The organism is Vitiosangium sp. GDMCC 1.1324 (assembly GCF_003044305.1).
Classification (GTDB): Bacteria; Myxococcota; Myxococcia; order Myxococcales; family Myxococcaceae; genus Archangium.
Map to the genome: position 1 here is coordinate 1 of NZ_PZOX01000041.1, position 24,371 is coordinate 24,371.

Annotated in this window: 18 protein-coding genes; 12 read left to right on the forward strand and 6 right to left on the reverse strand. The window is 69.1% G+C overall.

Features of this window, described 5'->3' with window-relative positions; all coding sequences use genetic code 11:
• Nucleotides 1–295: 295 nt before the first annotated feature.
• Together DAT35_RS55970 and DAT35_RS55975 are read right to left on the reverse strand one after the other, a co-directional pair.
• A complete protein-coding gene (locus tag DAT35_RS55970; RefSeq protein WP_108077689.1) occupies nucleotides 296–784 on the reverse strand; it encodes an SMI1/KNR4 family protein in 489 nt (162 codons plus the stop codon).
• Nucleotides 785–786: 2 nt separating this feature from the next.
• On the reverse strand, nucleotides 787–1,443 hold the full coding sequence (locus tag DAT35_RS55975) for a hypothetical protein (RefSeq protein ID WP_233262296.1): 657 nt from the start codon (nucleotides 1,441–1,443) through the stop codon (nucleotides 787–789).
• A gap of 180 nt (nucleotides 1,444–1,623) precedes the next feature.
• Between DAT35_RS55975 and DAT35_RS55980 the strand changes: the two genes are divergently transcribed.
• From DAT35_RS55980 to DAT35_RS56005, 6 genes are all read left to right on the forward strand, one after another.
• Nucleotides 1,624–2,379: a sterol desaturase family protein gene (locus DAT35_RS55980; protein WP_158502390.1), complete on the forward strand. Its 756-nt coding sequence runs from the start codon at nucleotides 1,624–1,626 to the stop codon at nucleotides 2,377–2,379.
• Nucleotides 2,376–4,676, forward strand: a complete 2,301-nt coding sequence (locus DAT35_RS55985; protein ID WP_108077691.1) for an RND family transporter — start codon at nucleotides 2,376–2,378, stop codon at nucleotides 4,674–4,676. The genes DAT35_RS55980 and DAT35_RS55985 overlap by 4 nt, the downstream gene beginning before the upstream one ends.
• Before the next feature lie 85 nt (nucleotides 4,677–4,761).
• A complete protein-coding gene (locus tag DAT35_RS55990) occupies nucleotides 4,762–6,588 on the forward strand; it encodes an ATP-binding protein (protein WP_108077692.1) in 1,827 nt (608 codons plus the stop codon).
• 151 nt (nucleotides 6,589–6,739) lie between these two features.
• Nucleotides 6,740–7,183 (forward strand): hypothetical protein, encoded by a 444-nt coding sequence (locus tag DAT35_RS55995; RefSeq protein WP_108077693.1) that lies wholly within the window; start codon nucleotides 6,740–6,742, stop codon nucleotides 7,181–7,183.
• Nucleotides 7,184–7,259: 76 nt separating this feature from the next.
• Nucleotides 7,260–9,143 (forward strand): carboxypeptidase regulatory-like domain-containing protein, encoded by a 1,884-nt coding sequence (locus DAT35_RS56000; protein ID WP_108077694.1) that lies wholly within the window; start codon nucleotides 7,260–7,262, stop codon nucleotides 9,141–9,143.
• 78 nt (nucleotides 9,144–9,221) lie between these two features.
• Nucleotides 9,222–9,575, forward strand: coding sequence for a hypothetical protein (locus DAT35_RS56005; RefSeq protein WP_108077695.1), 354 nt, complete (start codon nucleotides 9,222–9,224; stop codon nucleotides 9,573–9,575).
• Between the two features lie 53 nt (nucleotides 9,576–9,628).
• Here the strand turns inward: DAT35_RS56005 and DAT35_RS56010 are convergent, their stop codons facing one another.
• Entirely contained in the window at nucleotides 9,629–11,053 is a 1,425-nt protein-coding gene (locus tag DAT35_RS56010) for an ELWxxDGT repeat protein (RefSeq protein WP_158502392.1), read from the reverse strand.
• Nucleotides 11,054–11,365: 312 nt separating this feature from the next.
• On the opposite strand from DAT35_RS56010, the gene DAT35_RS56015 reads away from it, so the two are divergent.
• Nucleotides 11,366–11,839 carry a hypothetical protein gene (locus DAT35_RS56015; RefSeq protein ID WP_108077697.1) on the forward strand — a complete coding sequence of 158 codons (474 nt, stop codon included), beginning with the start codon at nucleotides 11,366–11,368 and terminating at the stop codon, nucleotides 11,837–11,839.
• 24 nt (nucleotides 11,840–11,863) lie between these two features.
• Here DAT35_RS56015 and DAT35_RS56020 read toward each other — a convergent pair whose 3' ends face one another.
• A complete protein-coding gene (locus DAT35_RS56020) occupies nucleotides 11,864–14,194 on the reverse strand; it encodes a DUF3857 domain-containing protein (protein WP_108077698.1) in 2,331 nt (776 codons plus the stop codon).
• Nucleotides 14,195–14,261: 67 nt separating this feature from the next.
• Nucleotides 14,262–14,723, reverse strand: a complete 462-nt coding sequence (locus DAT35_RS56025; RefSeq protein WP_233262297.1) for a hypothetical protein — start codon at nucleotides 14,721–14,723, stop codon at nucleotides 14,262–14,264.
• Between the two features lie 100 nt (nucleotides 14,724–14,823).
• Between DAT35_RS56025 and gltG the strand changes: the two genes are divergently transcribed.
• A complete protein-coding gene (gltG, locus tag DAT35_RS56030; RefSeq protein ID WP_108077699.1) occupies nucleotides 14,824–16,665 on the forward strand; it encodes an adventurous gliding motility protein GltG in 1,842 nt (613 codons plus the stop codon).
• A gap of 42 nt (nucleotides 16,666–16,707) precedes the next feature.
• Here gltG and DAT35_RS56035 read toward each other — a convergent pair whose 3' ends face one another.
• Nucleotides 16,708–17,658 (reverse strand): hypothetical protein, encoded by a 951-nt coding sequence (locus DAT35_RS56035; protein WP_199243313.1) that lies wholly within the window; start codon nucleotides 17,656–17,658, stop codon nucleotides 16,708–16,710.
• A 208-nt stretch (nucleotides 17,659–17,866) separates the two neighbouring features.
• On the opposite strand from DAT35_RS56035, the gene coaA reads away from it, so the two are divergent.
• The 4 genes from coaA to DAT35_RS56055 all read left to right on the forward strand — a co-directional run bounded on the left by coaA (nucleotide 17,867) and on the right by DAT35_RS56055 (nucleotide 24,371).
• The gene (gene coaA, locus DAT35_RS56040; RefSeq protein ID WP_108077700.1) at nucleotides 17,867–18,820 is read left to right on the forward strand and encodes a type I pantothenate kinase; all 954 of its coding nucleotides are present in this window, start codon (nucleotides 17,867–17,869) and stop codon (nucleotides 18,818–18,820) included.
• A gap of 69 nt (nucleotides 18,821–18,889) precedes the next feature.
• On the forward strand, nucleotides 18,890–19,831 hold the full coding sequence (locus DAT35_RS56045) for a LysR substrate-binding domain-containing protein (protein ID WP_108077701.1): 942 nt from the start codon (nucleotides 18,890–18,892) through the stop codon (nucleotides 19,829–19,831).
• A 131-nt stretch (nucleotides 19,832–19,962) separates the two neighbouring features.
• Nucleotides 19,963–23,208: an efflux RND transporter permease subunit gene (locus DAT35_RS56050; protein ID WP_108077702.1), complete on the forward strand. Its 3,246-nt coding sequence runs from the start codon at nucleotides 19,963–19,965 to the stop codon at nucleotides 23,206–23,208.
• Complete coding sequence (locus DAT35_RS56055) at nucleotides 23,205–24,371, forward strand: efflux RND transporter periplasmic adaptor subunit (protein WP_108077703.1); 1,167 nt, start codon at nucleotides 23,205–23,207, stop codon at nucleotides 24,369–24,371. The genes DAT35_RS56050 and DAT35_RS56055 overlap by 4 nt, the downstream gene beginning before the upstream one ends.

Here is a 24,371-nt window from a genome sequence, read left to right on the forward strand (position 1 = left end):
AAAGGGCTCGCCCAGCTGAAGACCGTCGCCGAGGGCAAGCAGGTAGCAACAGCGGCCGCTGGCGCGGCTCAGGCTGACGCCGACAAAGCCGCCGCCGAAGAGTAGGCGTGCGGGAAGAATTCTCAGCAAGACGCACTTCTGCGCCTTCGCCATGCTCACGCTGGAGGTCGAGGACATCCAGGGTTCGCTGCGCGGGAACGCTCAAACTGCCTGGCTCGATGAAGGTGTGCGGAGCCGAGTGGATGGGAGGATAGGGGTGCTGGGAAGGACGGCTGCTCTGACGGAAAGGCATCCCCTATGTGGAGGGGGCTGGATGCTTCAGCCAGAACTTGCGTCCCCTACTTCGTAGGGCTGCCTCCAAGAACTCCGAGAAGGACGTGGCGATCTGTTTGCACTGCTTTGGATCCGGCCATGCTTCATGCCACCCGTCGATGAGGGGATAACCGCCGTCTTCCTGGCGACTCACGTCCACCACGACGTAGTCGCCATCCTGTAGATAGCAGAGCGCATACACCGAGGCTGGACCCCACTGGTCGTCATCTTCGTCGTAGATGGCCACCCTCGCCCGGATGATCTCGGACAAGGGAAGGATGCGGTAGGGACAACCTGGTCGCTGCTTGAACAGCTCGGCCCCGTTGCAATGCAGATAGAACGCTCGAAGGTCCGGATCCAATCGCCAGCCCACTCGCTGCTCGAACTCGTTGATCTCCTCGGGTGTGGCGGGGGGATACGGAAAGTGGTCGCGGGAGACCTCTTCGAGCAGGCGACTCATGGACGTGGCCATTATCAGTTGTCCGTGTACGGAAGGTCGGGGCCTACTGAATTCCAGGGCGATTGGCCTCTGTAGCAGGCGGGGTACGCCTTGTTGAAGAGCTTGTGCGTACCCGGCTGCGCGGGAATGATGTTGTTGCGATCGACCGGGTTGCCCCCGTGCTTGAGATCGCGAATGTGGTGTCCTGGCCAATTCTCACCCTTGTCGGTGGGCCACTTCCCGAATTTCTTCGACCAGTCTTCCCGGAAAGAGTCTCTGAAGTCGTCCCAGCGATCGCGCAGGGTCTCTTTCTCTTCAGTCGACAGCTCGGGGTAGTTGCAGCAGCAGTGATAGACGCCGTATCGGCTACCGGCTTTGACGGGGATGGGTAGGGCCACGAGGCTGCCCTCCCAGTCCAGCTTGATATCGGCCAGCCACATGCAGCCCATGAGCGGGTAGCCCTGCTGAGCGCACTCCTTCTGGCACCCGTTCATGAACTCCTGCCTGCACTGCCAGGGACCGTAGAAGAGTGTCGTCTTCATCCGCCCACCTGGCACGTTCAGCCAGGGCAGCTCCTTCTTCGTCGCGGGCCTGGCTCCTGGTGATGGCGAGGGGCTGGCTCCGTCCGCTCCGTGGGCCGTCATGCATGGGGTGAGCAGTACCAGCAGCACCGCCCTCCATCCTGGATTCATGGGGATTCTCCCGGGGTGATGGCCCCTTTGATTGGGCTGCCCTGACGGTAGTCGAACCCGTGCCCACCCCTGCACGGCTCCGTGCAACGCCCTGCACAGCGACGACTCCTCCCTCCCGTAAGGGGGGTGGACTGGGCATCGCGGCCCGGCCCGTGCAAGTCTCGTTCGGAGATGAACACCGTGGGACTCATTCACACCGGGACGGCGCTGGCGATGCTGGTGCTGGTGTTGTTGGAACTGCGCGACCCGCAGTTTCGCGCGGACAGCTTCGCGGCGGGGCCGAGGCGCCGGCGCAACTGGGCCTTCTTCTTCACCAGCTTCGTGCCGACACTGGTGGTGCAGTCCGCGGCGGCGTGGTTCCACTCACACCTGCCGACGCTGATGCGGCCGGGGACGCTGCCTCTGGTGGTGGACTTCGTGGCCTGCACGCTCGTGGCCGAGCTGGTGAGCTGGGTGAGCCACTGGGTGAAGCACCAGCACCCGTTCCTGTGGCGCTTCCACTTCCAGCACCACCGCGAGGAGCACTTCAGCGTGTGGATGGTGACGCACACGCACGCGCTGGAGGTGGTGTTGTCGGGCACGGCGCTGGTTGCACTGCTGGCGGGGCTCGGCTTCTCGCCCGTGTCGGTGCAGCTCTACTTCGCGCTGTACTCGGTGGTGCTCACCTACCACCACTCGTCGCGTGGGTACTCGCTGGGGTGGTTGGACTGGCTCATCATCAGCCCGGCCTACCACCGCCACCACCACCGGCGCGTGGGGACGGGCAATTACGGTGGGACGCTGACGGTGTGGGACGTCGTCTTCGGCACCGCGCGCTGGCCCGAGCCCGAAACGGCCACCGCTCCCGTGGGGCTGCCTCCGCACGCCCGTGAGCCGTTCGGCTTCCGCAAGGAGATGCTGTACTTCCTCTCCGGTTGGCGTAGGCAGCGGTCGTGACCTGGCTCGTCTTCTTCGAGCGTCTGCTGGCGCACCGGGGGCGGCTCGGTCTGGGTCTGCTCGCGTTGTGTGTGCTGGCGGGACTGGGCGCCGCGCGTGTGCCGATGGACCCCTCCATCGAGCGGATGCATCCCATCGGAGACGCGGCCAAGACGGACTTCGAGCGCTACCGGCGCGCCTTTCCCGGCGAGGACTCGCAGGTGTTCGTCATCGCCGAGGGCCCTGATGTCTTCTCTCCCGGGGGCCTGGCCATGCTGGCGAAGCTGGAGGAGGAACTGCGCGGCCTGTCCCGGGTGCGGCATGTGGTGGGGCCCGCCTCGGCCCGGAGTGCGGAGGGACTCCTCTTCCCCGAGGAATCCCGGGGGCGGGCGGAGGAACTCCGTGAGGCGCTCGCGCGGGCTCGGAAGGAGCCGTTGGCCCGGACGATGGTGCACCCCACGCGTGAGCTCGCGGTGGTGCAGGTGTCGCTCGCGTCGGGGGCGGGCGTCGAGCGGATTCTCGCCGAGCGCGCCTTCACCCTCCAGGCCGGAGAGGTGCTGGCCCGCCATGCGGGGCCGGAGCTGAGGCTGACGCTCTCGGGGGCTCCCGCGGTGCGCGCCACCCTGGCTCGCATGGTGGAGGAGGACATGGGGCGGCTGCTGCCCCTGGCTCTGCTCGTCATCCTCGGCCTGGTGGCGTTCGCCTATCGCGACCTCTGGTCCGTGCTGGCCACGGCGGCGACGCTGGTGGTGGCGTGGATGTGGATGGTGGGGGCGATGGGCTGGGTGGGAGTGCCCTTCGGAGTGCTCACCTCGTTCGCGCCCATTGTCATCCTCATTGTGTCGCTGACGGACACGGTGCACGTGCTGTCGGACCTGGAGGAGCGCCGGCGCTCGGGGACTCCGTATGCGCGAGCATTGACCGAGGCCATGGCGGGCGCCGCCGGGCCGTGTCTGGCCACCGAGTTGGTCATCGCCTCGGGCTTCCTGTCCATGGGCTTCATCGGCCTCACCGCGGTGTGGGAGTTCGGTCTGGCCACGGCCATGGGCGTGGTGCTGGCGTGGGTGGCCAACATGCTGGTGTTGCCGTGGATGCTGTCCCTGCGCTCGCGGGCCTCGGCGGCCCGGGCGCGGCGGGAGCTGGAGTCCTCGCGCACTCGGCCCCTGGACTCGGTGCTGGGGTGGGTGGAGCGGCAGGTGGTGCACCGCCCTCGGCGGGTGATGGGGGCGGCGGCGGTGGTGGCCCTGCTGAGTCTGCTGTGCATGACCCGGCTGCGGCACGAGTACCGCGTGTTCGATGATCTGCGGCCGGACTCTCCACTGGCGGCCGAGCTGACGTACGCGGAGGGTGCGCTCGGGGGGTTGGTGCCGCTGGCCGTCTTCCTGGAGCCAGAGAAGGGGCGCGAGGGGGCCGCGCTGTCGCCGGAGGCCATGGACTTCCAGGAGCGGGTGGATGCGTACCTCGCGGCCCTGCCCGAGCACCCGCCGGTGGTGAGCCTGCCTCGCCTGGTGGAGCCGGTGCACCGGGCGGTATTCGGGCCGCTGGGATTGCTCACCAGGACCGAGGAGACCACGGCGAAGGCGGTGACGCGGCTGGCGCGCTACCAGCCCCTGGACTCGGTGCTGTCGGAGGATCGGAGCGCGGCGGGAGTGGTGGCGCTGCTGCCCAACGTGGGATCGGGGCGGATGCACGAGCTGGTGGAGTCGGCGCGGACGTTCGTGTCGCGCGAGGTGCCCCCGGGCTACCGGGCGACGGTGACGGGCAACCTGGCGATGACGGAGCACGTGACGGGGATGCTGACGCAGGGGCTGCTCCAGAGTTTCCTGTCCGCGCTGGCGGTGAGCTTCCTGGCGTTCTTCCTGGTGCTGCGCAGCGCGAAGCTGGCGCTCATCGGGCTGGTGCCCAACGTGTTGCCGGTGGGCGTGCTGTTCGGGGTGATGCCGCTGCTGGGCATCAGCCTGAAGCCGTCCACGGTCATCATCGCCAGCATGGCGCTGGTCATCGCGGATGACGACACGTTGCAGTACCTGGTGCGTTTCAAGCGGCGCTATCTGGCGCTGAAGGCCGAGGGGGCTCAGGCGCCTCACGAGCGCGCGGCGCTGGAGTCCCTGGCCGAGTGCGGACGGGCGATGTTCGTGACCTCGGCGGCGGTGGCGGGAGGCTTCCTGCTGTTGCAGTTCTCGCGCTTCGAGGGCATTGCCCACCTGGGCCTGCTCACCGGGCTGACGCTGTGGGTGGCGGGCCTGGCGGATGCCTTCCTGAGTCCGGTGTTGTTGATGGCATTGAAGCCGGAACTGCGCCCGTCCCGCGAGCGCTGAGGTGCGGAGAGGGGCCCGTGCGCTCCTTCCTTTCGTTGCTCGCAATCAGTCCAAAGCCGGTGCTGTTCCTCCCTCAGGAGGGGTCGTGTCCGACTCTCATACCGAGGTGCAGGCGCACGGCGCCCTGGTGACGTCCTCCGGCGAGGGTTCCGGCGTGGGTGCGGAGAAGACGCTGCGGGAGATCCAGCAGGTCCTGCTCTGCCAGCGCCGGCTCGACGCCCTGCGCCGCACGGCCCTCCTGGACACTCCTGCCGAGGAGGCATTCGACCGTCTGGCGCGATTGGCCACCCGGATGATCAACGCTCCGGTGGGGCTCGTCACGCTGGTGGACAAGGACCGCCAGTTCTTCAAGAGCTGCGTGGGGCTGCCCCCTCCCTGGTGCGACGTGCGCCAGACCCCCCTGACGCACTCCTTCTGCATGCACGTGGTGGCCACCGGAGAGCCGCTCATCATCGAGGACGCGCGCCTGCATCCCGTGCTGCGGGAGAATCTGGCCGTCGATCAGCTCGGAGTGGTGGCCTACGCGGGCATGCCCCTCACCACGTCCGAAGGGGAGGTCATTGGTACCTTCTGTGTCCTCGACACCCAGCCGCGTGTCTGGACGGATGATGACCTGTATGTCCTCAACGAGCTGGCCACCTCGGTGATGACGGAAATCGAGCTGCGCACCCGCCGCGCGCTCGAGACACAGGCCCGGGCGGTGGAGGCGGCACGTGCCGAGGCGGAGGCCGCACGTCAGCGCTTCGCCCTGCTGGCCGAGCTCAGTGCCGTGCTCGCCGAGGGCTTCGATGTCCGGGCCATGCTCGCCCGGGCCGCGCGCTGGGTGGTTCCCTTGGTGGCGGATGGATGCATGGTGGAGCTGCTCGAGCGTGACGGCCGGTTGCGGCGGGTGGCGGTGGTCCACCGGGATGCGGCCGAGGAGGCGCGGCTGCGCTCCCTTCCCGAGTCCCTCGCCCTGCTCGAACCCGAGCCGAAGGATGCTTCGTTGGTGGCCGGCCATGTCCGCCTCACGGGGCCCGAGGGCGCCTGCCTCCGGTTGCCGCTGACGAGCCACGACCGGGTGCTCGGCGTCGCGACCTTCACCACCCAGCCCTCGCGCCCTCTGCGCGAGGTCGAGCTGTCCCTGGCCCAGGAGGTGGCCCGCCGCATGGCGATGGCCATCGAGAGTGCCCGGCTTTACGAGGAGGCCCACGAGGCCATCCAACTGAGGGACAGGTTTCTCTCCATCGCCTCGCACGAGCTGCGCACGCCCCTGACCGCGCTGCGGTTGCAGGCGCAGAGCCTGCTGCGGGGCATGAGCCAGCCGGTGCGGCCGCTCGCGCAGGGGGAGCTCACCAACAAGGTGCGGGGCATCTCCCGGCAGGTGGAGCGGCTGGGGTTGCTGGTGGACGAGTTGCTGGACATCTCGCGCCTGTCGGAGGGGCATCTGTCCTTCCACTTCGAGGACGTGGACCTGGTCGACGTGGTGCGCGAGGTGGCGGCGCGCTTCCGCGAGGAACTGGCGCAGGCGGGCAACGTGCTGATGATGACCGGGCTGGATGTGTCCGTGGTGGGGCGGTGGAATCGGCTGCGTCTGGAGCAGGTGGTCGTCAACCTGCTGACCAACGCCATCAAGTATGGACGGGGGCGGCCCATCTCGATGGAGGTGCGGGCGGACGTGGACCGTGCCCGGCTCATCGTGCGTGATGAGGGCATCGGCATCTCGCCTCAGGACCAGGCGCGCATCTTCGAGCGCTTCGAGCGTGCCGTGTCCGAGCAGCACTATACCGGCCTGGGATTGGGGCTGTGGATCGTCCGGGAGATCGTCCGCAAGCTGGGCGGCTCCATTTCCGTGAACAGCATGCCGGGCGTGGGCTCGGCCTTCCTGGTGGAACTCCCCCTCCATCCGGTGCCCGTCTCGCTGCTTCACTGAGAGCCACTCCGTTTCCTGGGCGCGATGCCCATCCCATTTTCCGGACAGGCGACGCACGGCCTCCCAGGGCGTGCCGCTCGGAGCGCACCCCTGGGTGGAACTGGCAGGCCCCGTGCACGGGGCGGCGCGGATGACCCCACGAGGAGACCTCATGAAGCGCCTGTGCGTCGTGCCCCTGTTCCTGTTCACCACTCTCGGCTGCGGCTCCGCGGGCCAGCGGTTCCTCGGCCTGTATGCGGTGACGGGGACCGCCCACTACAGCATCCAGGAGCTCGGCAACCCGTCCTCCCAGGTCTCCGACACCTTCCGCGTGTCGGAGGGCACGACGGCGGATCTCGTCCTCACCGATTCGGCGGGAAGGTGCTTCCTGCTCGCGGACATAGAGGGGGAGGTGGCGCGCCTCGAGCGGGGCACCTCCTGCACCTGGAGCGACAACGGCATCACCTTCACCCTGACCCTCACACACGGAACGGTCTCGCTCTCCGGGGAGAGCGGCCGGTTCGACATGGCCGGCACCGTGACGGCCACGGCTCGAGGGAAGATGTACCCGGGCTCCTTCTTCCAGAACGCCACGCTCACCCGGGTCGGGGAGTAGGTACCGGCGGGCCGTAGACCGATTTTCCGCGTCGTCCGTTGAACCCTCCATTCCACTCGATTTGGAGGTCCCAACAATGGCCCGACCGGCCCTGGCCGCGCTTTGTCTGGCGCTGACCCTTCCCGCGTTCGCGCAGGCGCCCAACACCTCGCCGCCCCCCGCTCCCCCGGTGAAGTGCGAGCTCCAGCCCCCGCAGGTGGCCGCGTCACGGGGTGACCCGAAGGCCCGCGAGGCCGCGCACAAGGGACTGGGATATCTCTCCCGCTCCAGCGCGCAGTGGACCGCGCAGCACCAGTGCTTTGGCTGTCACGTCCAGGCCGTCACGCTCGAGGCGCTCACGGCCGGCAGGCACCACCAGTACGACGTCGCCCCGAAGGACATCGACGCCATGGTCAAGGCCCTCAAGCTGGGCGTCACGGCGGGCGGCCATGTGACGGGCGTCGCCTTCGAGGGCTCGGCCTGGGCCCGGTACGACCGGTGGGTCGACTCCAAGTACACCGATGAGCTGCTGCGGTACGCGAAGGAACTCGTCTCCCTCCAGGCGCAGAACGGCAGCCTCCCGGATGACGATGCGCGCCGTCCGGTGACGGGGGGCACGATGCAGACGACCTTCCAGGCCGCCCAGACGTGGCGTCAGGCCCATGCCAGGACGGCGGATGCGAAGTGGCTCGCGCCGCTGCGCAAGGCCGAATCGTTCCTCACCTCGACGTCCGCCCAGTGGCAGCGCTCGGGCGCCGACGTCTACCTCCAGGACATCAACTTCGCGCTGCTCGGCCTGAATGCCGCGGGCGTTGGCCGCGCCGAGCCCGGCTCGCTCCGGCTCCAGCGGATGCTCCTCGAGCGGCAGAACCAGGATGGCGGCTGGGGGCTGGAGAAGGGCAAGAGCGATGCGTTCGCCACCGGCCAGACGGTCTACACCCTCAAGCTCGCGGGCTACTCGGACGCGGACGCGCCCATCTCCCGTGCCATCCGCTACCTGGTGCAGCGCCAGGACGCTTCCGGCGCGTGGAAGACGTACGCGAGCGGCCAGGGCGGCGCGGAGAAGGCGGAGACCATGTGGGCCGTGCTCGGGCTCGTCACGGTCGACGTCGCGAGCATCGCCGTGAACGGGCTCGTGGATGGTCAGCACGTCACGGACACGATGAACCTCCAGGTGGAGGCCTCGGACAACCAGTCCGGCGGTATCGCCCGGCTGGAACTGCTCGTCGATGACCTCCCGGTGCACACGGCCTGTGGCGGGAAGCTCTCGTACGCGTGGCGCACCGCGGGCCTGAAGGATGGCAAGCACGTGCTGGACATCGTCGCCACCAACGCGAAGGGACAGACGAGCCGTCGCCGGTTCGAGGTGTTCGCCGGCAATGTCTTCATGACGCAGGTGGGAGCGAACTTCGACGAGGCCTCGCAGCGCTCGCTCATCACCCTGCGCGACCTGTCTGCCCCGGGCTCCGGTGGCACCATCGCGTTCGAGGTCTGGGACGTGGGCGAGGGCAGCGAGGCGAAGCCGAAGTCCAAGGTGTTCTCCACGACGCGGAAGGGAGAGGGCGGCGCGGTCGAGCTCGCCTGGGACGGGAAGGGGAGTGACGGCAAGGCGAGGCCGCGCGGGCGGTATCAGGCCCGGATCACGTACCAGGACGCGGGCGGCAAGGTGTTGCAGACCGAGAGCGTGCTCTTCTTCCACGACAGCGAGTCCGTCCAGCGCCAGCGGTACGGGGAGATCGAGGGGCAGCTCTCCCTCGCCGGAGGCCAGGGCCAGTCCGCGAACACGCTCATGGAGCTCGTCGACGAGAAGGGCAACGTCGTGCAGTCGACCATGACCACGGAGCAGGGCAACTACCGGTTCAAGAACGTGGACAAGGGCAACTACCGCGTCCGCGCGAAGAAGGAGGGGTTCCGTGATCTCGAGCAGGGCGTCTCCACGCAGCCCGCCGCCGCGCCAGCGAAGGCCAGCATGAGCTGGTGAGCAGGACGCCCGCGCCATGCCCAGATTCCCCCGGGCCTTCCACGGGGCCCGGGTGGATCCGAATCGAGGAGGTGTGGCGTGGAGAATCTGACGCTTGGCTATGGAACCCTGCTGACGACGCTCGGTGTCGGCGGGTTCGTCGCGACGGGAGCGCAGCACAAGACGGCGCTCATCCCCGCGGGCTTTGGGACGGCGGCCCTGGGGCTCGGTTTGCTGGAGCGGCGGGGCGTCCCCCGGAGACCGGTGCTGGGCGGCTCGGCGCTCCTGGGGCTGCTCGGCTTCCTGGGGGCGGCGCGTGGGCTCGTCAGGCTGCCCGCGCTGCTGCGGGGCGAGAAGGTGGAGCGGCCCGCCGCGATCGTGGCCCAGTCCGTCATGGCGGGGCTCTCCGTGGCGTATGGGGTGCTCTGCCTGCGCAACCTGTTGGCGAAGTAGTCAGCGGGAGGCCCGTGAATGACTCGCGGGCCTCCCTCCGCTTCACGGTCCGGTCATTCGCCGGCCGTCTCGTTCGCGCCCTGCTGTGAGTTCAGCAGCGGGAGGACCCACAGCTCGTTGCCGTGGACCGCGTCATTGGCGACGAAGAAGACCTTCGAGCCCACGCGGGTGAAGCTCCGGGGGTAGGAGGCATTGGGTCCCGGGGCGATGTCCTGCAGCAGCCGTGTGTCCTTCACCGTCCCGTTGGTCACCCACAGCTCCAGGCTCGTCGCGCTGTCGAAGCCGCTGAAGAGGACGCGGTCGTCCAGGGCGAACATCGTGGACCCGAACTCGTCGTTCAGGCTCAACGGGCGGTGCAGCAGCTTCGTCCCGGAACTCGTCCCATCGCTCACCCAGAGCTGTGAATCCACCGGGGCCGGGCCGAAGCCGAAGAAGGCCAGCTCGAAGTACAGCTTCCCGTTCGCGACGACGGATTGGAGGATGGTGCCATCCACGTTCGGTTGGCTGAAGGGATTGGGCAGGGTGGTGACGAGCTTCACGTGAGCGTCACCCGTGGCGTCCTTCAGCTTGTACAGGCGCGCCCGGCGGGTGGAAGGATCGGACGTCGAGAAGTACAGGCAGTTCCCGATGGGCTCGAGGACCCGGATGAAGTTGCTGTCCGGGCCCGGCGTCACGTCCGCGATGAGCTCCGTGCCGGCGCTGGTGCCATCGCTCCTCCACAGCTCGTTTCCGTGCGCTGGCTCCGTGGCGGTGAAGAAGACGTCGCTGCCCACGGCGCGCAGTTCGAACGGGAAGGAGCTGTCGGGGCCCGGGTTGATGTCCTTGACGAGCTGCGTACCGGCGTCGGTGCCATCGGTCTTCCACAGCTCGCTCCCGTGGGCCGGCTCCGTGAAGTTGAAGTAGAGCGTGTCGTTCACGACGAGCAGCGCGTTGCCCACGCTCGTGTCGGCCCCCAGGTCCTTCACGCGTACCGTGCCGGCCTCGGTGCCGTCGCTCTTCCACAGCTCCGTGTGCTCGGGCGTGGTGGGTGTCGCGAGGGTGGAAGTGAAGAAGAGCAGGGTGCTCCCCACGACCCTCAGGCTGTTCGGATTCGAGTCACCGGCCCCCGGTGTGATGTCCTTCACCAGGTGCGTGCCCCCGGTGGTTCCATCGCTGACCCACAGCTCCCGGCCGTGGGCCTCGTCGCTCACCACGAAGAAGAGCTTGGAGCCCAGGGGGGTCAGCTCCCTCATCGAGGAGAAGGAGGACCCCGGGAACGGCGGGAACCGCTTGATGGGCACGGTGCCCGCCAGGGTGCCGTCGCTCTTCCACAGCTCCCTGCGGCCGTCATTGAAGTTGGCGGCGAAGTAGAGCTTCCCCCGGAACTCCACCAGGCTCTCCGGGAACGGCCCGAACCAGGCGGGCACGTCTTGCTGGGGGAAGATGTCCTTGACGAGCCGCGCCGTCCCCAACGCCGGGCTGCCCCACTGCGCGGTCAACTCTCCGTCCCCTGCCTCGGCTGGTGAGCCGGCTTGCGGCCGTTCGCCTTCTTGTAGGGACTCCTCCGGGAGCGGCCCTCCACAACCCACCGCCAGCGAGCCGACCAGTGCCATATGACGCCACACACCCATCCCCTACCTCCCATGTATTCGGTGATACGAGAGGGTGGGGCGGGGAGGTCGGTTCGTCCAGTGCCTCCCGGGGACGTGCGCGACACGCATGTCACACCGGGAGTGGCTCCAGGTGCGTCTCCCAGAGGGAAGAGGGCGCGGCACGAGGTTTGCGAGTGCTCATGCGGGAGAGGACCGCCCATGACGAAGACCCCGCGTCGCCTGCTGCTCTCCCTGACGGCCCTGTCGTGCCTCGCCGGTTGCGATCCCGCCTTCACCGCGCCGGTGGAGGTGACCGTCTCCGAGCGGTTCCAGGCGCAGTGGGACAAGGGTTTCCCGGCGGAGGTGGGCATCCGCTACGAGTCCCGGGCGGGCCTGCCGAAGGACAGGACGGGCCTCCGGTTGGGCTACTTCTGTGACGCCGCCTCCGCCTCCGTGAAGCTCCTGACCACCCTGGATGAGCTGGGCTGTGTCCCGGAGGACCTGAAGGTGACGGTGTGGATCGCCCCGGCTCCCGGGCTCGCGCGGAGCCGGTGCACGGAGCAGGGCAGCACGGTGGGCCAGGAGGGGACTCCCTCCAAGCCGGAGACCACCCCCGAGCAGGGCGTGGCCAGGACGGTCACGGTGAAGGCCAGGAGCTGTATGCAGGGGGAGACCGCGTTCCTCGACTTCTGAGGGCCGGGCTCCCGGCTCGCCTGCTCAGTTGGGCCGCACGTCGAAGGAGAGGAACTGGGGCGCGCGGCACGACGAGCACTGCACGCGGAGCACGGTGATCATCCGGCCGTCGCTCCCCGTGTGCCGCAGTTGCAGGGCGTCCGGTACGCGCTCGAAGGTGCCGCCGCAGGAGCAGTGCTCGCGGCGGATGTGCTGCTCGGCCTGATCCAGGCTGTCCACGACGATGGTGGACGGACCCTTCTCCTCCCGCTCGCGCAGGTGCCGCGTGGGACGTGGCGCGGTGGCTCGCCGGGCCCGCCGCTCACGCACGAAGCCGCGGACGCGCTGGGGCAGGCGCAGCCCGAAGACTCCCAGCAGCAGCAGGAACGTGCCGCTGAGGGCGAGGCTGGTGGTCCTCGACAGTTGCCCGGGCTCGGAGCTGGAAGTGGAGGAGGTGGCCCCCGGCGGCGCGGAGAAGGACAGGCCCAGGTGCGAGCGCATCTCGCCCACCGCCTCGACGTGTTTCGCCAGCGCGTCCGGTGCCACCCGGTCCACCAGACTCCGGTACTCCGCCTGGTAGACGAACCCGCCGAACTCGGAGAGCACGGACGTCTCCAGACGCGAGGCCGGGCCCTCCACCGTGTGCTGGTCCGAGGCCACATTCAGCAGGGAGTCGGAGTGCACCTCCCAGCGGACGCGGATATGGCTCGGGTAGGGGACCGTCAGGGGGAAGACGCGCCCCTCGGTGCGGCGCGGGAGGGCGAGCTCCTCGCCGAGTTGCGTGACGCCGACGCTCAGTCCGCCGCTGGCCCAGACGTCCTCGAGCTTGTAGCGCTCCTCCAGCGTCACCGTGTTGGCGTCCTCGTCGTCCTGTGCGCGCGGAGTGCCCTCGGCTTGGAGCTTGGGAAAGAAGGCGCGAGTGCGATCCAGGGAGCGGGTGGTGAGCTGCTCCGCCGACAGGCTCGCGAGCCACGAGCGGGCCCGGTCCGCCTGCGAGCGGCTGTAGCGGGTGGTGATGGCGAGCGTCCCGGTGCCATCGTCCTCCACCGAGAGCACGTAGCGCGCATCCATCTCCGGCTCGACCGGAGCGGGCTCGGGGATGGACTCCAGGTCCGTGATGCCGGGCGCGAGCACGAGCGCCTTCCCATAGGGCAGCGGGCTGCGTGCGCCGAGCTTGCCCCGCTGATGGGTCATGGTGGCATCTACCCACTCGGTGCGCCCGGCGACCTGGGCGCGCACGATGGCGTGGTTGAAGGCATAGGGCGACGGGAGGAAGGCGGCCACGCCCCCGTGCCGCCGGGAGTGCACCAGGGCCACCTCCGCGGGGATGCCCAGCGTGCGCAGCAGGGTGGCGAGGAGGAGCGCCTTGTCCTTGCAATCACCGAAGCGCTGGGCGAGCACCTGTCCCGGTGCGTGGGGCTGGTGGGTGTTGGGGCCGAGCTCGATGCCCAGGTAGCGCACCTCGTCCTGGACGAATCGCGTCGCGGCGAGGAAACGCGCCTCCTCGGTGGGCAGCGAGCGCCAGGACTCGGCGCGTGCCGTCACCTCGGGTGAGACGGGCAGCCCCTGTTGCAGCGCGAGGCCCCAGGCGGCCACGTCCGCCCAGCTCTGGAAGCTGCTCACCTGGACATGGGGCCAGACCACCAGGTCGGAGGGGATGCCGTCCTCCGGGGTGAGGGGACGCACGTCCTTGCGCTCCCACCGGTACTCGCGCAGGGCACCCCGCTCGCGCACCGTGGGCTCGGCGGCCGCCGCGCCGTGCGTCTTGAAGGTGAGCTTCAGGTCCGCTGGCGCGAGCAGCCGGTGGACGAGATGGCCCGTGGGGACCTCGCTCACCAGGGCGATGGACTCCAGGAGATGCCCGCGGAAGAGCGGATGGGTGTCCTCCACCGTGTAGGACTCCTCGATGAGGTCGCCCACGCGCACGTCCTGGAGGAAGACGAGGGCGGTGCGCTCGTCGCTGTAGATGCCCATGTCCAGCGCGCGCTCCTGCTGGAGCAGCTTCACGTCCTCGGCGCGCAGTAGTTGGGTGCGCACGCCGTCACGGGTGCGCCAGATGCCGTGCAGGCGCAGGCGCTCGTGGGCGTTGCGGAAGTTCACCCGGAGCTCCGAGCCCGTCTCCACACCGCGGCTGCTGACCACGCGCCGCACCTGGCGCACGAAGCGCTCGGTCATCTCCGGCGAGACGCGGACCTGCTCCTCGGACAGCAGCACGTGGAGCCCCGAGACGGCGTCCTCCGCACGCAGCGGGCGCTCCCCGTCCACGGGCGTGGGCTCCACCCAGGCAGGGGGCTCGGTCACCACGAAGCCGGCCTCGGCGCGGGCGGGCAGCGTGGCGAGTGCGGACAGCAACACCAGGAGTCGCGGAAGGGACATGACCGGCGCATCCTCCCAGGAGGGGTCACCGGGAGGGAAGCGGCCCGGGGTACATTCCCGCCACGGCTCAGCGCGTGGGCTTCAGCGTCGAGAGCGAGCGCTCGACGCGCGACGAGCCCGGGCCGTAGTCCCGCTCCGGCGCGGTGTAGAGGACGAACACGGAGCGATCGCCGAGCGGAAGGAAGTACACGAGGGTCCGGGACGTGCCTTGCTGGAACTCGTAGCGCGCCACGGGGCCCGCGGGGAGCGTGCCCTGGGTGGCGTTCAGCCGTCTGCCCGGCACCGCGATGCCCGCGGCGCCCAGCACCTCCTCGGGAGCCGCCTCGACCTTGGGCGGCGTGCCCTGCACCGAGCGCAGCTCCAGACCTCCCTCGAAGTGGGCCACGGCGGGAGGACCGGGCTCCTCGGTGCGCAAGGCCATGCCCGAGGGGGGCTCGTACTGAAGACCGAGCGTGTTGGACTCCAGCTTGCGCGAGCAGGCCACGGCACAGGACAGGAGCAGCCACAGGACGAGTGCGGAGCGGTTCACGGACGCGACTGTGCCACAGGTGTGATGCAAGGGAGCCCTTTCATGGGAACCCGCGGCGGCGCGCGGTGTCTGGTGTTTCGCCAACCCATCGGAGGCCACCATGGCCATTCCCGTGAGACTCAAGGTCTTCAAGGGGGACGTGCTCGTCGCGTCCCGGGAGTTCGAGCGCGACATCATCAAGCTCGGCCGCCTCGCATCCGCGCATCTCTGTCTGGAGGACGAGAAGGTCAGCCGCATCCACGCCGTCATCGAGGTGGGGGGCGACGGCGGTCTGTTCATCACCGACATGGGCAGCGTGGGTGGGACGCTCGTCAACGGGAAGCGGGTGTCCAAGGGCCGCATCACCTTCGGAGATGAGATTCGCGTGGGGGACACCACCCTGCGTCTGGAGAATCCGGTGGAGGTGGCCGCACGTCAGCTCGCTTCCGTCGTCGCGAGCACCGGGCCTGTGGCCTCGCCCTCTCCCGCCGCCGTTCCCGAGGTCTCGCCGGGTGTGAGCCTGTCCCAGGCCGCGCAGGCGTCCGTTCAGGTGCCGCAGGCCGTTCCCAGCGAGCCCACGCCTCGCGTGCGGCGGAGCGCGTCGCACAAGACCCGGGGGCCGCTCGGCGTGAGTCTGCGCTTCCTGTGGGGTGATCGGAACGTGGGCGAGTTCTTCGTCGCACCGGGCACGCGCAAGGGCTTCAGCGTGGGCAGTGCCGAGGGCGTGGACTTCGTCATGGGCGACGCCCGGTTGGGCACCCCGTGCTTCGAGGTGCTGCGCGCCGAGGGGCAGGGTTTCACCGTGTGCTTCACCGGAGGGATGCGGGGCGAACTCGCCCGGAGCGGGGACACGCGCGACCTGCGGGACGTCATCGAGTCCGGTCTCGCCTCGCACGAGGGCGAGGCCTATGCCCTCACCCTGGAGACGGAGGACGTCCTCTGGATGGACCTCGGGGGCGTCCGGCTCGAGGTGTGTTTCCTGCCGGTGCCGCGCCGCGCGGTGTCGCCGTGGATGGACTCGCTGGACTTCACCGTCGTGAACATCTTCCTGGTGACGTTCTTTCTCGCGGCCTTCTTCGTCATCAGTGCCGCCAACCAGGACGCGAGTGGAGCCGCGTACGCGGACGAGCTCGCCGGCAACGGGTCCCGCATCGCCAAGTTCCTCGTCAAGACGCCCGAGGTGCAGAAGAACCGGCTGCTCCAACAGCTCGATGCACGGAAGGAGGACGAGGCCCTGCGCAAGGCATCCAGGACCCGTGAGAGCAAGACCCCGGTGGCGAGGACCCAGAAGTCCGAGTCGGGTCCGAGCCTGCCCACGCGCAGCTCGAAGCGGAAGCCCTCGGAGGCTCGCGACTTCGCGCGAAGCCTGTTCAGCGGGGGCGGCGCCTCCAAGCTCTTCCAGGGCTCGGGCCTGAGCCACACGCTCGCGGGTGCCCTGGGCAACCTCGGCAACACCCGGACCAGCAGCCTCGGCAATCTCGGCCTGCCGGGGGTTCGCAACGGGCCCGGCGGGAACGGCTCCACCCAGACGGTCGGCCTCATCGGCAATGGCGGGATCCGGGGCCGCTCCAACGGAGAGGACGACTACGGCGGAGAGATGGCGAAGCTCGGCCCGAAGACGGGGGTGAGCGTGAGCATCGCCTCCGAGGAGCCCCTGGTCTCCAATCCCCTGGACAGGGAGCTCGTGCGCCAGGTCATCCAGCGCAATCGCTCGCAGGTGCGCTACTGCTACGAGAGCCTGCTCAATCGCTACCCGACGCTGGCCGGCAAGGTGTCCGTCCGCTTCGTCATCTCGGCGGAGGGTTCGGTGGCCACTTCGGACGTGGCGCAGGCCACCACCGGCAACCCCGAGCTGGAGAAGTGCGTGGCGGGCAAGGTGCGCGGTTGGGTGTTCCCCAAGCTCAAGGGGGGCGGGAGCGTCGTGGTGACGTACCCGTTCCTCTTCAAGTCGGCCGGGGAATAACGCTCGGCCGGGTGCGCTGGGCGGCCCGCGCTGCCCGGCGGCTCAGAATAGACAGATGCCGCAGTCCAGGGTGCACTGCACGGTGACCAGGCCGATGCCACACGACTCGGTGAACTGGCAGACACCGTCGCCGCACATGTAGATGTCATTGGGATGGAGCCGGGTGGTGATGGCGGCGTAGGAGATGCCGTTGCGAGTGCACCGCGTGTAGTACTTGTTCGTGGGGTCGGGCGTGCAGTTCGCCGCACAGCTTCCCACCTGAGTGATGGGCGCGCACGCGTTGCGTCCCTGCCCGAGCGCACAGGCCCGCACGCTGCTCTCGTTCCAGGCCAGCGGCCTGGCATCATGGCCAGCGAAGACGCCCTCGTGGGTGAAGAGGTTGCCGAAGAAGCACCCCTCCCGCTGCGCGAACTCCTGGAGCTCCGCCGGCGGGGTGGGGATGGGCTCTCCCCTCGCGTTGTTTCCCTGGACGGAGATGGCCACCTTCCGCCCGAACTTGTTGACGTGGGCGGCCAGGCACCCGGAGATGAGCTGCTGCTCCGTCACCGTTGCCGGCTGGCCATCGGCCCAGTCCGGCGTCAGCCCCAGCGAGCCCGTCCACACATACGTCTTGCCGGTGCTGCCCGTGAAGGTGCGCGTCTGTCCCGCGGGCACGGCGCAGCCGACGACGTACTTCATCACCACGTCGGCCAGCGCCGGGTTCTGATCGAACCAGGCCGAGAAGGCCTGGCTGTTCAGCCCGTTGAAGGCGAGGCCATTGAAGGCCAGCCCGTTGAAGGCAAGGCCATTGAAAGCCAAACCGTTGAGCCCCACACCATTGGCGGACTCGAGCTCCTGGGCCAGGGGGGTGGGCTCCTGCTGCTCGGCGGGGTCGGCTGCCGGGTCCACCTGTCCACAGGCCACGGTGAGTGCCAGCAGCCACGCGGCGGTCCACTGTCCAGCTCCGAAACCTCGATGGGTACAGCGGCTCTCCTGGGTCACCGTGGTCTCCATTTGCTTCCCCCCAAAGCCATGGGCCGAAAGTAGGTTTCTGGAGAAAATGCGGCGATTCAGGGATTCGTTGTAAGACCTACCTGACGTTCTTCCGTCCGAACGTCGTGCCCGGGATGTTCCAGACGTAGGGCGGCGGACAGTTCACGAGGATGCCGTCCACCGGCGGACGCTTGGGTAGGATGGCGGCGCCGTCAGGGAGGACGGCCCCATGTCCGCACCCAAGCACCAGGCCGCGTCCATGTTCGTCGACTTCGAGCGCGAGGCGTGGCGGTCCCTGCGCGCCGCGACTCCGCTCCCTCTCACCGCCGAGGAGGTCGAGGGCCTGCGCGGCCTGGGGGAGCATCTGGACCTCGAGGAGGTGGCGGACGTCTACCTGCCCCTCTCGCGGCTGCTCAACCTGCACGTGGCGGCGACGCAGAGCCTCTGGGCCGCGCAGCAGGCGTTCCTCGGAGGCTTCACCCAGAAGGTGCCCTTCATCATCGGCATCGCGGGCAGCGTCGCGGTGGGCAAGAGCACCACGGCGCGCATCCTCCGGGCGCTGCTGTCGCGGTGGCCGGACCACCCCCACGTGGAGCTCGTCACCACGGACGGGTTCCTCTTCCCCAACCGCGTGCTCACCGAGCGCAACCTCATGCACCGCAAGGGCTTCCCGGAGAGCTACGACCGGCGCGCCCTGGTGCGCTTCCTCGCGGAGCTCAAGTCCGGACGCGCCGAGGTGACCGCGCCCGTCTACTCGCACCTCGTCTATGACATCGTCCCCGACGAGGCGGTGACGATCCGCCGGCCGGACATCCTCATCCTGGAGGGGCTCAACGTCCTGCAGACGGGGCCGCTGGCGGGCGGGAAGATGCCGCACACCTTCCTCTCGGACTTCTTCGACTTCTCCATCTACGTCGACGCGCACGAGCAGGACATTCGTGGCTGGTACGTGGACCGGTTCCTCCACCTGAGGCAGACGGCGTTTCGCGACGAGCGCTCCTTCTTCCGGCGCTTCGCCGAACTCACCGAGGAGCAGGCCATCGCCCGCGCCGAGTCCGTTTGGGGCGAAATCAACGGCCCCAACCTGGCGCAGAACATCGCGCCCACCCGCTCGCGTGCCCGGCTCATCCTCGTGAAGGGCCCCGATCACAAGGTGCGCCGCATCCGCCTGCGGAAGACCTGACGGAGCGGGCGGTTCCAGGGCAGGCGAGCGAGCGGCGGAATTCTGGGGGCGCCGTTATGTTGGCCGGCCATGGAACTGCGCCACCTCCACTACTTCATCGCCGTGGCCGAGGAGCTCCACTTCGGTCGCGCGGCGGCCCGGCTCGGGATGGCCCAGCCACCGTTGAGCCAGCAGATCCGCCGCCTCGAGGAGGAACTGGGGGTGCTTCTCTTCGAGCGCAGCCAGCGTCACGTGAAATTGACGGAGGCGGGCGAGGCCTTCCTGCGCGAGGCCCGGCTCGTCCTGAGCCAGACAGAGCAGGCGGCGCTCGCGGCGCAGCGGGCCTCGCGAGGACAGCAGGGCTTCCTCACCGTCGGTTTCGTGGCCTCGGTGGCCCTCCACTTCTTCCCGGCCCTGCTGCGCGCCTTCCGCCGCCGCTACCCCGACGTGGAGCTGTCGCTGCAGGAACTGCGCTCGCAAGACCAGGTCGTGGCCCTCCATCAGGAGAAACTCAAGGTGGGCCTGTTGCGCCCGACGAAGGTGCAGGATGCCGCCGGGCTGCACCTCGAGCATCTGCTGGAGGAGGACTTGATGGCGGTGCTCCCCGAGGGCCACCCCCTGGCCGCGCGCTCCCAGGTGGACATGGCGGTGCTCGTCCGCGAGTCCGTCATCCTCCCTCCTCGCGAGAGCGGGTGCGGCATCCTGTACGACCTGGTCCACCAGGTGTGTCAGCGCGAGGGCTTCACTCCGCGCATCACCCAGCATGCGACCGAGCTGCAGGCGCGCATCGGCCTGGTGGCCGGGGGCCTGGGAGTCGCGCTGGTGCCCGTGTCGATGTTGAAGTTCCGCTGCGACGGGGTGGTGTACCGGCACCTGCAGGAGCCCACTCCCAAGCTGGAATTGGCGGTCGCGAGCCGGGCAGGGGAGCGCTCGCCGCTGGTGCGCGCCTTCATCGAGGTGGCCCGAGAGGTAGCGGCGGCCGAGCTGGCGAGCCGAGAGGGACGCGTTGTGTCGATATCCCAGAAGTCTTGATGACGTGCCTCCGAAGTATTGGACGCCGAGGGCATTCGCGCGTCATTAGAGGGGCCATTCATCAGGGGGGGACCTCCGCGGGCCCCACATAGGGAACACCGCCGAGAGGTCCTTCCGGGAGTGGTACACCCGTGTGGATCGTCCGGTTGGCGCTGCGGCGCCCCTACACCATCGCCGTCCTGTCGGCGCTCATCCTGCTCTTCGGGGTGATGTCGGCGGCGCGGATGAAGGTGGACATCTTCCCGGCCATCGACATCCCGGTCGTCATCGTCGTCTGGAACTACCCGGGGCTGTCGGCCGAGGACATGGAGCGGCGCATCGTGCTCATCAGCGAGCGCGCCTACTCGACGACGGTGGATGGCATCAGCCACATCGACTCGCAGTCGATCTCCGGGCTCGGCATCCTCAAGGTGTACTTCGAGCCGGATGCGGACATCGGAGCGGCGATCGCGCAGATCGCCAGCGTGTCGCAGACGGCCAGCCGCATCATGCCCCCGGGCATCCAGCCGCCCAACGTCATGCGGTACAACGCCTCGAACGTGCCGGTGGCGCAGGTCACCGTCTCCAGTGACAGCCTGCCCGAGCAGCAGCTGTACGACCACGGCATGAACTTCATGCGCGTGCGGCTCTTCACCATCCCGGGCATGTCCATCCCCGCGCCCTATGGCGGCAAGGCGCGGCAGATCATGGTGGACGTGGATCCGGCGAAGGTGGCCGCCAAGGGGCTGGCCCTCCAGGACGTGGTGCAGGCCGTGTTGCAGTCCAACGTGCTCATCCCCGCGGGCACGGTGCAGATCGGCCAGACCGAGTACAACGTGAAGCTCAACGCGAGCCCGCCCAGCGTGGACGCCTTCAACGCGCTGCCGGTGCGCGTGGTGGACGGCGCGCCGGTGTTCCTGGGGGATGTGGCCCGGGTGCGTGACAGCTTCGCGGTGCAGCAGAACATCGTGCGCGTGGACGGCAAGCGCGCCACCTACCTCACCCTGCTCAAGCACGCCAACGCCTCCACGCTCGCGGTGGTGGATGCCGCGCGGGAGATGCTGCCCGCCCTCCAGGCCTCGGCGCCCGAGGGCATGGAGCTGAAGATTGGCTTCGACCAGTCGGTGTTCGTGCGCGCGGCGGTGAAGAACGTCATGCACGAGGCACTCATCAGCTCCATCCTCGTGTCGCTGATGATCCTCGTCTTCCTGGGGAGCTGGCGGAGCATGCTGCTGGTGGCCACCTCCATCCCGCTGGCCATGGCGGTGGGCGTGGGCGGGCTGTTCCTGATGGGGCACACGCTCAACATCATGACGCTGGGCGGACTGGCGCTGGCCATCGGCATGCTGGTGGACGACGCGACGGTGGCCGTGGAGAACATCCACCGCAACCGCACGCTGGGGCTGCCGCTGACCCCGGCCATCCTCGTGGGCGCCGAGCAGATCGCCGTCCCCGCGCTCGCCGCCACGCTCACCATCTGCATCGTCTTCTTCCCCGTGGTGCTGCTGGAGGGGCCCTCGCGCTTCCTCTTCACTCCGCTGGCGCTCTCGGTGGTCATCTCCATGATGGCCAGCTACTTCCTCAGCCGCACCCTGGTGCCCACGCTGGCGCGCATGCTGCTGGAGCACGAGGCGCATGGTCCCGAGGCGGAGCAGGGGGCCTGGGGGCGGTTCAACGTCTGGCGCGACCGCCTCTTCGATCGCTTCCAGGAGACGTACGCGAGAGGCTTGTCGCTCGTGCTCGCCCACCGCGGCTTCGTGCTGGGGTGCGCGGCGGCCCTGGTGGCGTGCACCGCGGTGCTGCCCTTCGTCGTGGGGCTCGACTTCTTCCCCTCGGTGGATGCCGGGCAGATGCGGCTGCACTTGCGCGCCCCCACCGGCACGCGCCTGGAGGAGACGGAGAAGCTCGTCGAGGCGGTGGAGCAGCGCATCCGCACCCTCATCCCGCCCGAGGAACTGGAGACGATCAACACCAACATCGGCCTGCCGCAGGCGTTCAACCTGGCCATGGTTCCCACGGACAACATCGGCAGCCAGGACGCGGAGTTCCTCATCGCGCTCACCGAGCACCACCGGCCCACGCGCCAGTACATGCAGGCCATCCGCGACACCATTCCCCGCGAGTTCCCGGGCGTGAGCCTCTACTTCCAGTCGGCGGACATCGTCAGCCAGGTGCTCAACTTTGGCCTGCCCGCGCCCATCGACATCCAGATCGCCGGGAGCGACCTGGACAAGTCCTACGAGCTGGCGCGGGAGCTGCGCGACCGGCTGCGGGAGATTCCCGGCACCACGGACGTGCGCATCGCCCAGGTGATGGACCACCCGGCCTTCAACGTGGAGGCGGACCGCACGCGCGCCGCCCAGCTCGGCATCACCCAGCGCGACGTGGCCAACAACCTGCTCACCACCCTGTCCTCCAGCTCCACGGTGTCGCCCTCGTTCTGGGTCAACCCGCAGAACAACGTGAACTACATGGTGGCCGTGCAGACGCCGCTGCCCCGGATGAGCACCGTCGGCGATCTGATGAGTACGCCGGTGAGCGGAGGCACGGCGCCGCTGCGGCAGTCCACCCCGCGCACCGTGGCGGACACGAGCGCCTCCACCACCACGTACCTGGGGAGCCTCGCCACGCTGTCGCCCTCGCAGGACAAGGCACTCATCAACCACGCCACCATCCAGCGCGTCATCAACGTGCAGGCCTCCGCCGAGGGGCGCGACCTGGGCAGCGTCACCCGCGACATCGAGAAGGCCATCGCCGGGCTGAAGGGCGTGCCCAAGACGACGCGCATCACCGTGCGCGGCCAGAGCGAGAGCATGTACTCCTCGTTCCGGAGCCTGGGCATGGGCCTGCTGCTGGCCATCGTGCTCGTCTACCTGCTCATGGTGGTGCTGTTCCAGAGCTGGATGGACCCGTTCATCATCATGGCGGCCGTGCCGGGCGCGCTGGTGGGCATCCTCTGGATGCTGGCCGCCACGGGTACCACGCTCAACGTGGAGTCCTTCATGGGCTCCATCATGGCGGTGGGCATTGCCGTGAGTAACTCCATCCTCCTCGTCAACTTCGCCAACGACGTGCGTGTGGAGCGCGGCCTGTCCGCCCTGGAGGCTGCCCTGGAGGCCGGCCGTACCCGCCTGCGGCCCATCCTCATGACGGCCCTGGCGATGATCATCGGCATGGTGCCCATGGCGCTCGCGCTGGGCGAGGGCGGTGAGCAGAACGCTCCGCTCGGCCGCGCCGTCATCGGCGGACTGCTGGCGGCCACCGTCACCACGCTCTTCTTCGTCCCCGTCGTCTACTCGCTGCTGCGCAAGGCGCCGCCCCGCCAGCACGAGCTGGATCAGCGCTTCGAGGCCGAGAGCGCCCTCGTTCCTTCTCCTTCTTCCGGAAGCCACCCATGAGCACCGAAGCCACTCCTCCGACTCCTCCGCCCCCCTCTCCGGTGGCACCCGCCCGCCCCTCCGCCCGTGGGCTGTACACGGTGGGGCTGCTGGGCATCTCGATCGCCGCGGGAGGGGTTGCCCTCCTGGCCACGAGCCGCAGCCATGCCGAGGCCCGCGAGGCCGAGGCCCGCAAGGCCGTCGTGGCCGCCGGGCCCCGTGTGCGTGCCGCGACGGTGAAGCTGGCCGAGGCCGAGCGCACCGTGACCCTGCCGGCCGAGGTGCGCGCCTGGGCCCAGGCCACCCTCTACGCCAAGGTGAGCGGCTACCTGCGCGACATCCGTGTGGACAAGGGAGACCGCGTCTCCAAGGGGCAGGTGCTCGCCTCGCTGGAGTCCCCCGAGGCGGACCAGCAGGTGGCGGCGGCCCAGGCGGACGTCGAGGTGAAACGTCAGTTGCTGCAACGCCACCGCTCGCTGGTGTCGTCCGGCGTCAGCTCGCAGCAGCAGGTGGATGATGCCGAGGCCGCGGTGAAGATCTCCGAGGCGGCGCTCGCGCGGGCGCGGGCGCAGCAGGCGTATGGGACCATTCAAGCTCCCTTCGCGGGCGTCATCACCGCGCGCTACGCGGACCCCGGCGCGCTGCTGCCCGCGGCCACCGGCTCCACGCAGAGCGCCCAGCCCGTGGTGGAGATCGCCGACATGGATCGGCTGCGCGTCTACATCTACCTCGGGCAGGAGGACGCGGACGCGGTGCGCGAGGGAGACCCCGTCACCCTCACCGTGGACCAGCGCCCCGGGCTTTCCATCCAGGCGAAGGTGACGCGGATGTCGCGCAGCCTCGACGCGCGCACGCGCACCATGCTGTGCGAGGTGGACATCGACAACCACGAGCTGGGCCTGTACCCGGGCAGCTTCGTCCACGCGACGCTCCACCTGCAGGCGCGCCCCTGGCCGCTCGTGCCCGCCGAGGCCCTCTTCACCCGGGGCGAGCAGCTCTTCGTCGCGGTGGTGAAGGACCAGAAGGCCCACGTGGTGCCGGTGAAGGTGGGCCAGCACGATGGCCGGACGGCGCAGATCCTCTCCGGGTTGCAGGGCGGCGAGTTGGTCGCGCTCAACGCCGGCAGTGAAGTGAAGGACGGAGGCCCCGTGGACGCCGTGGTGGCGACGGCGGAGCGCCGGTGA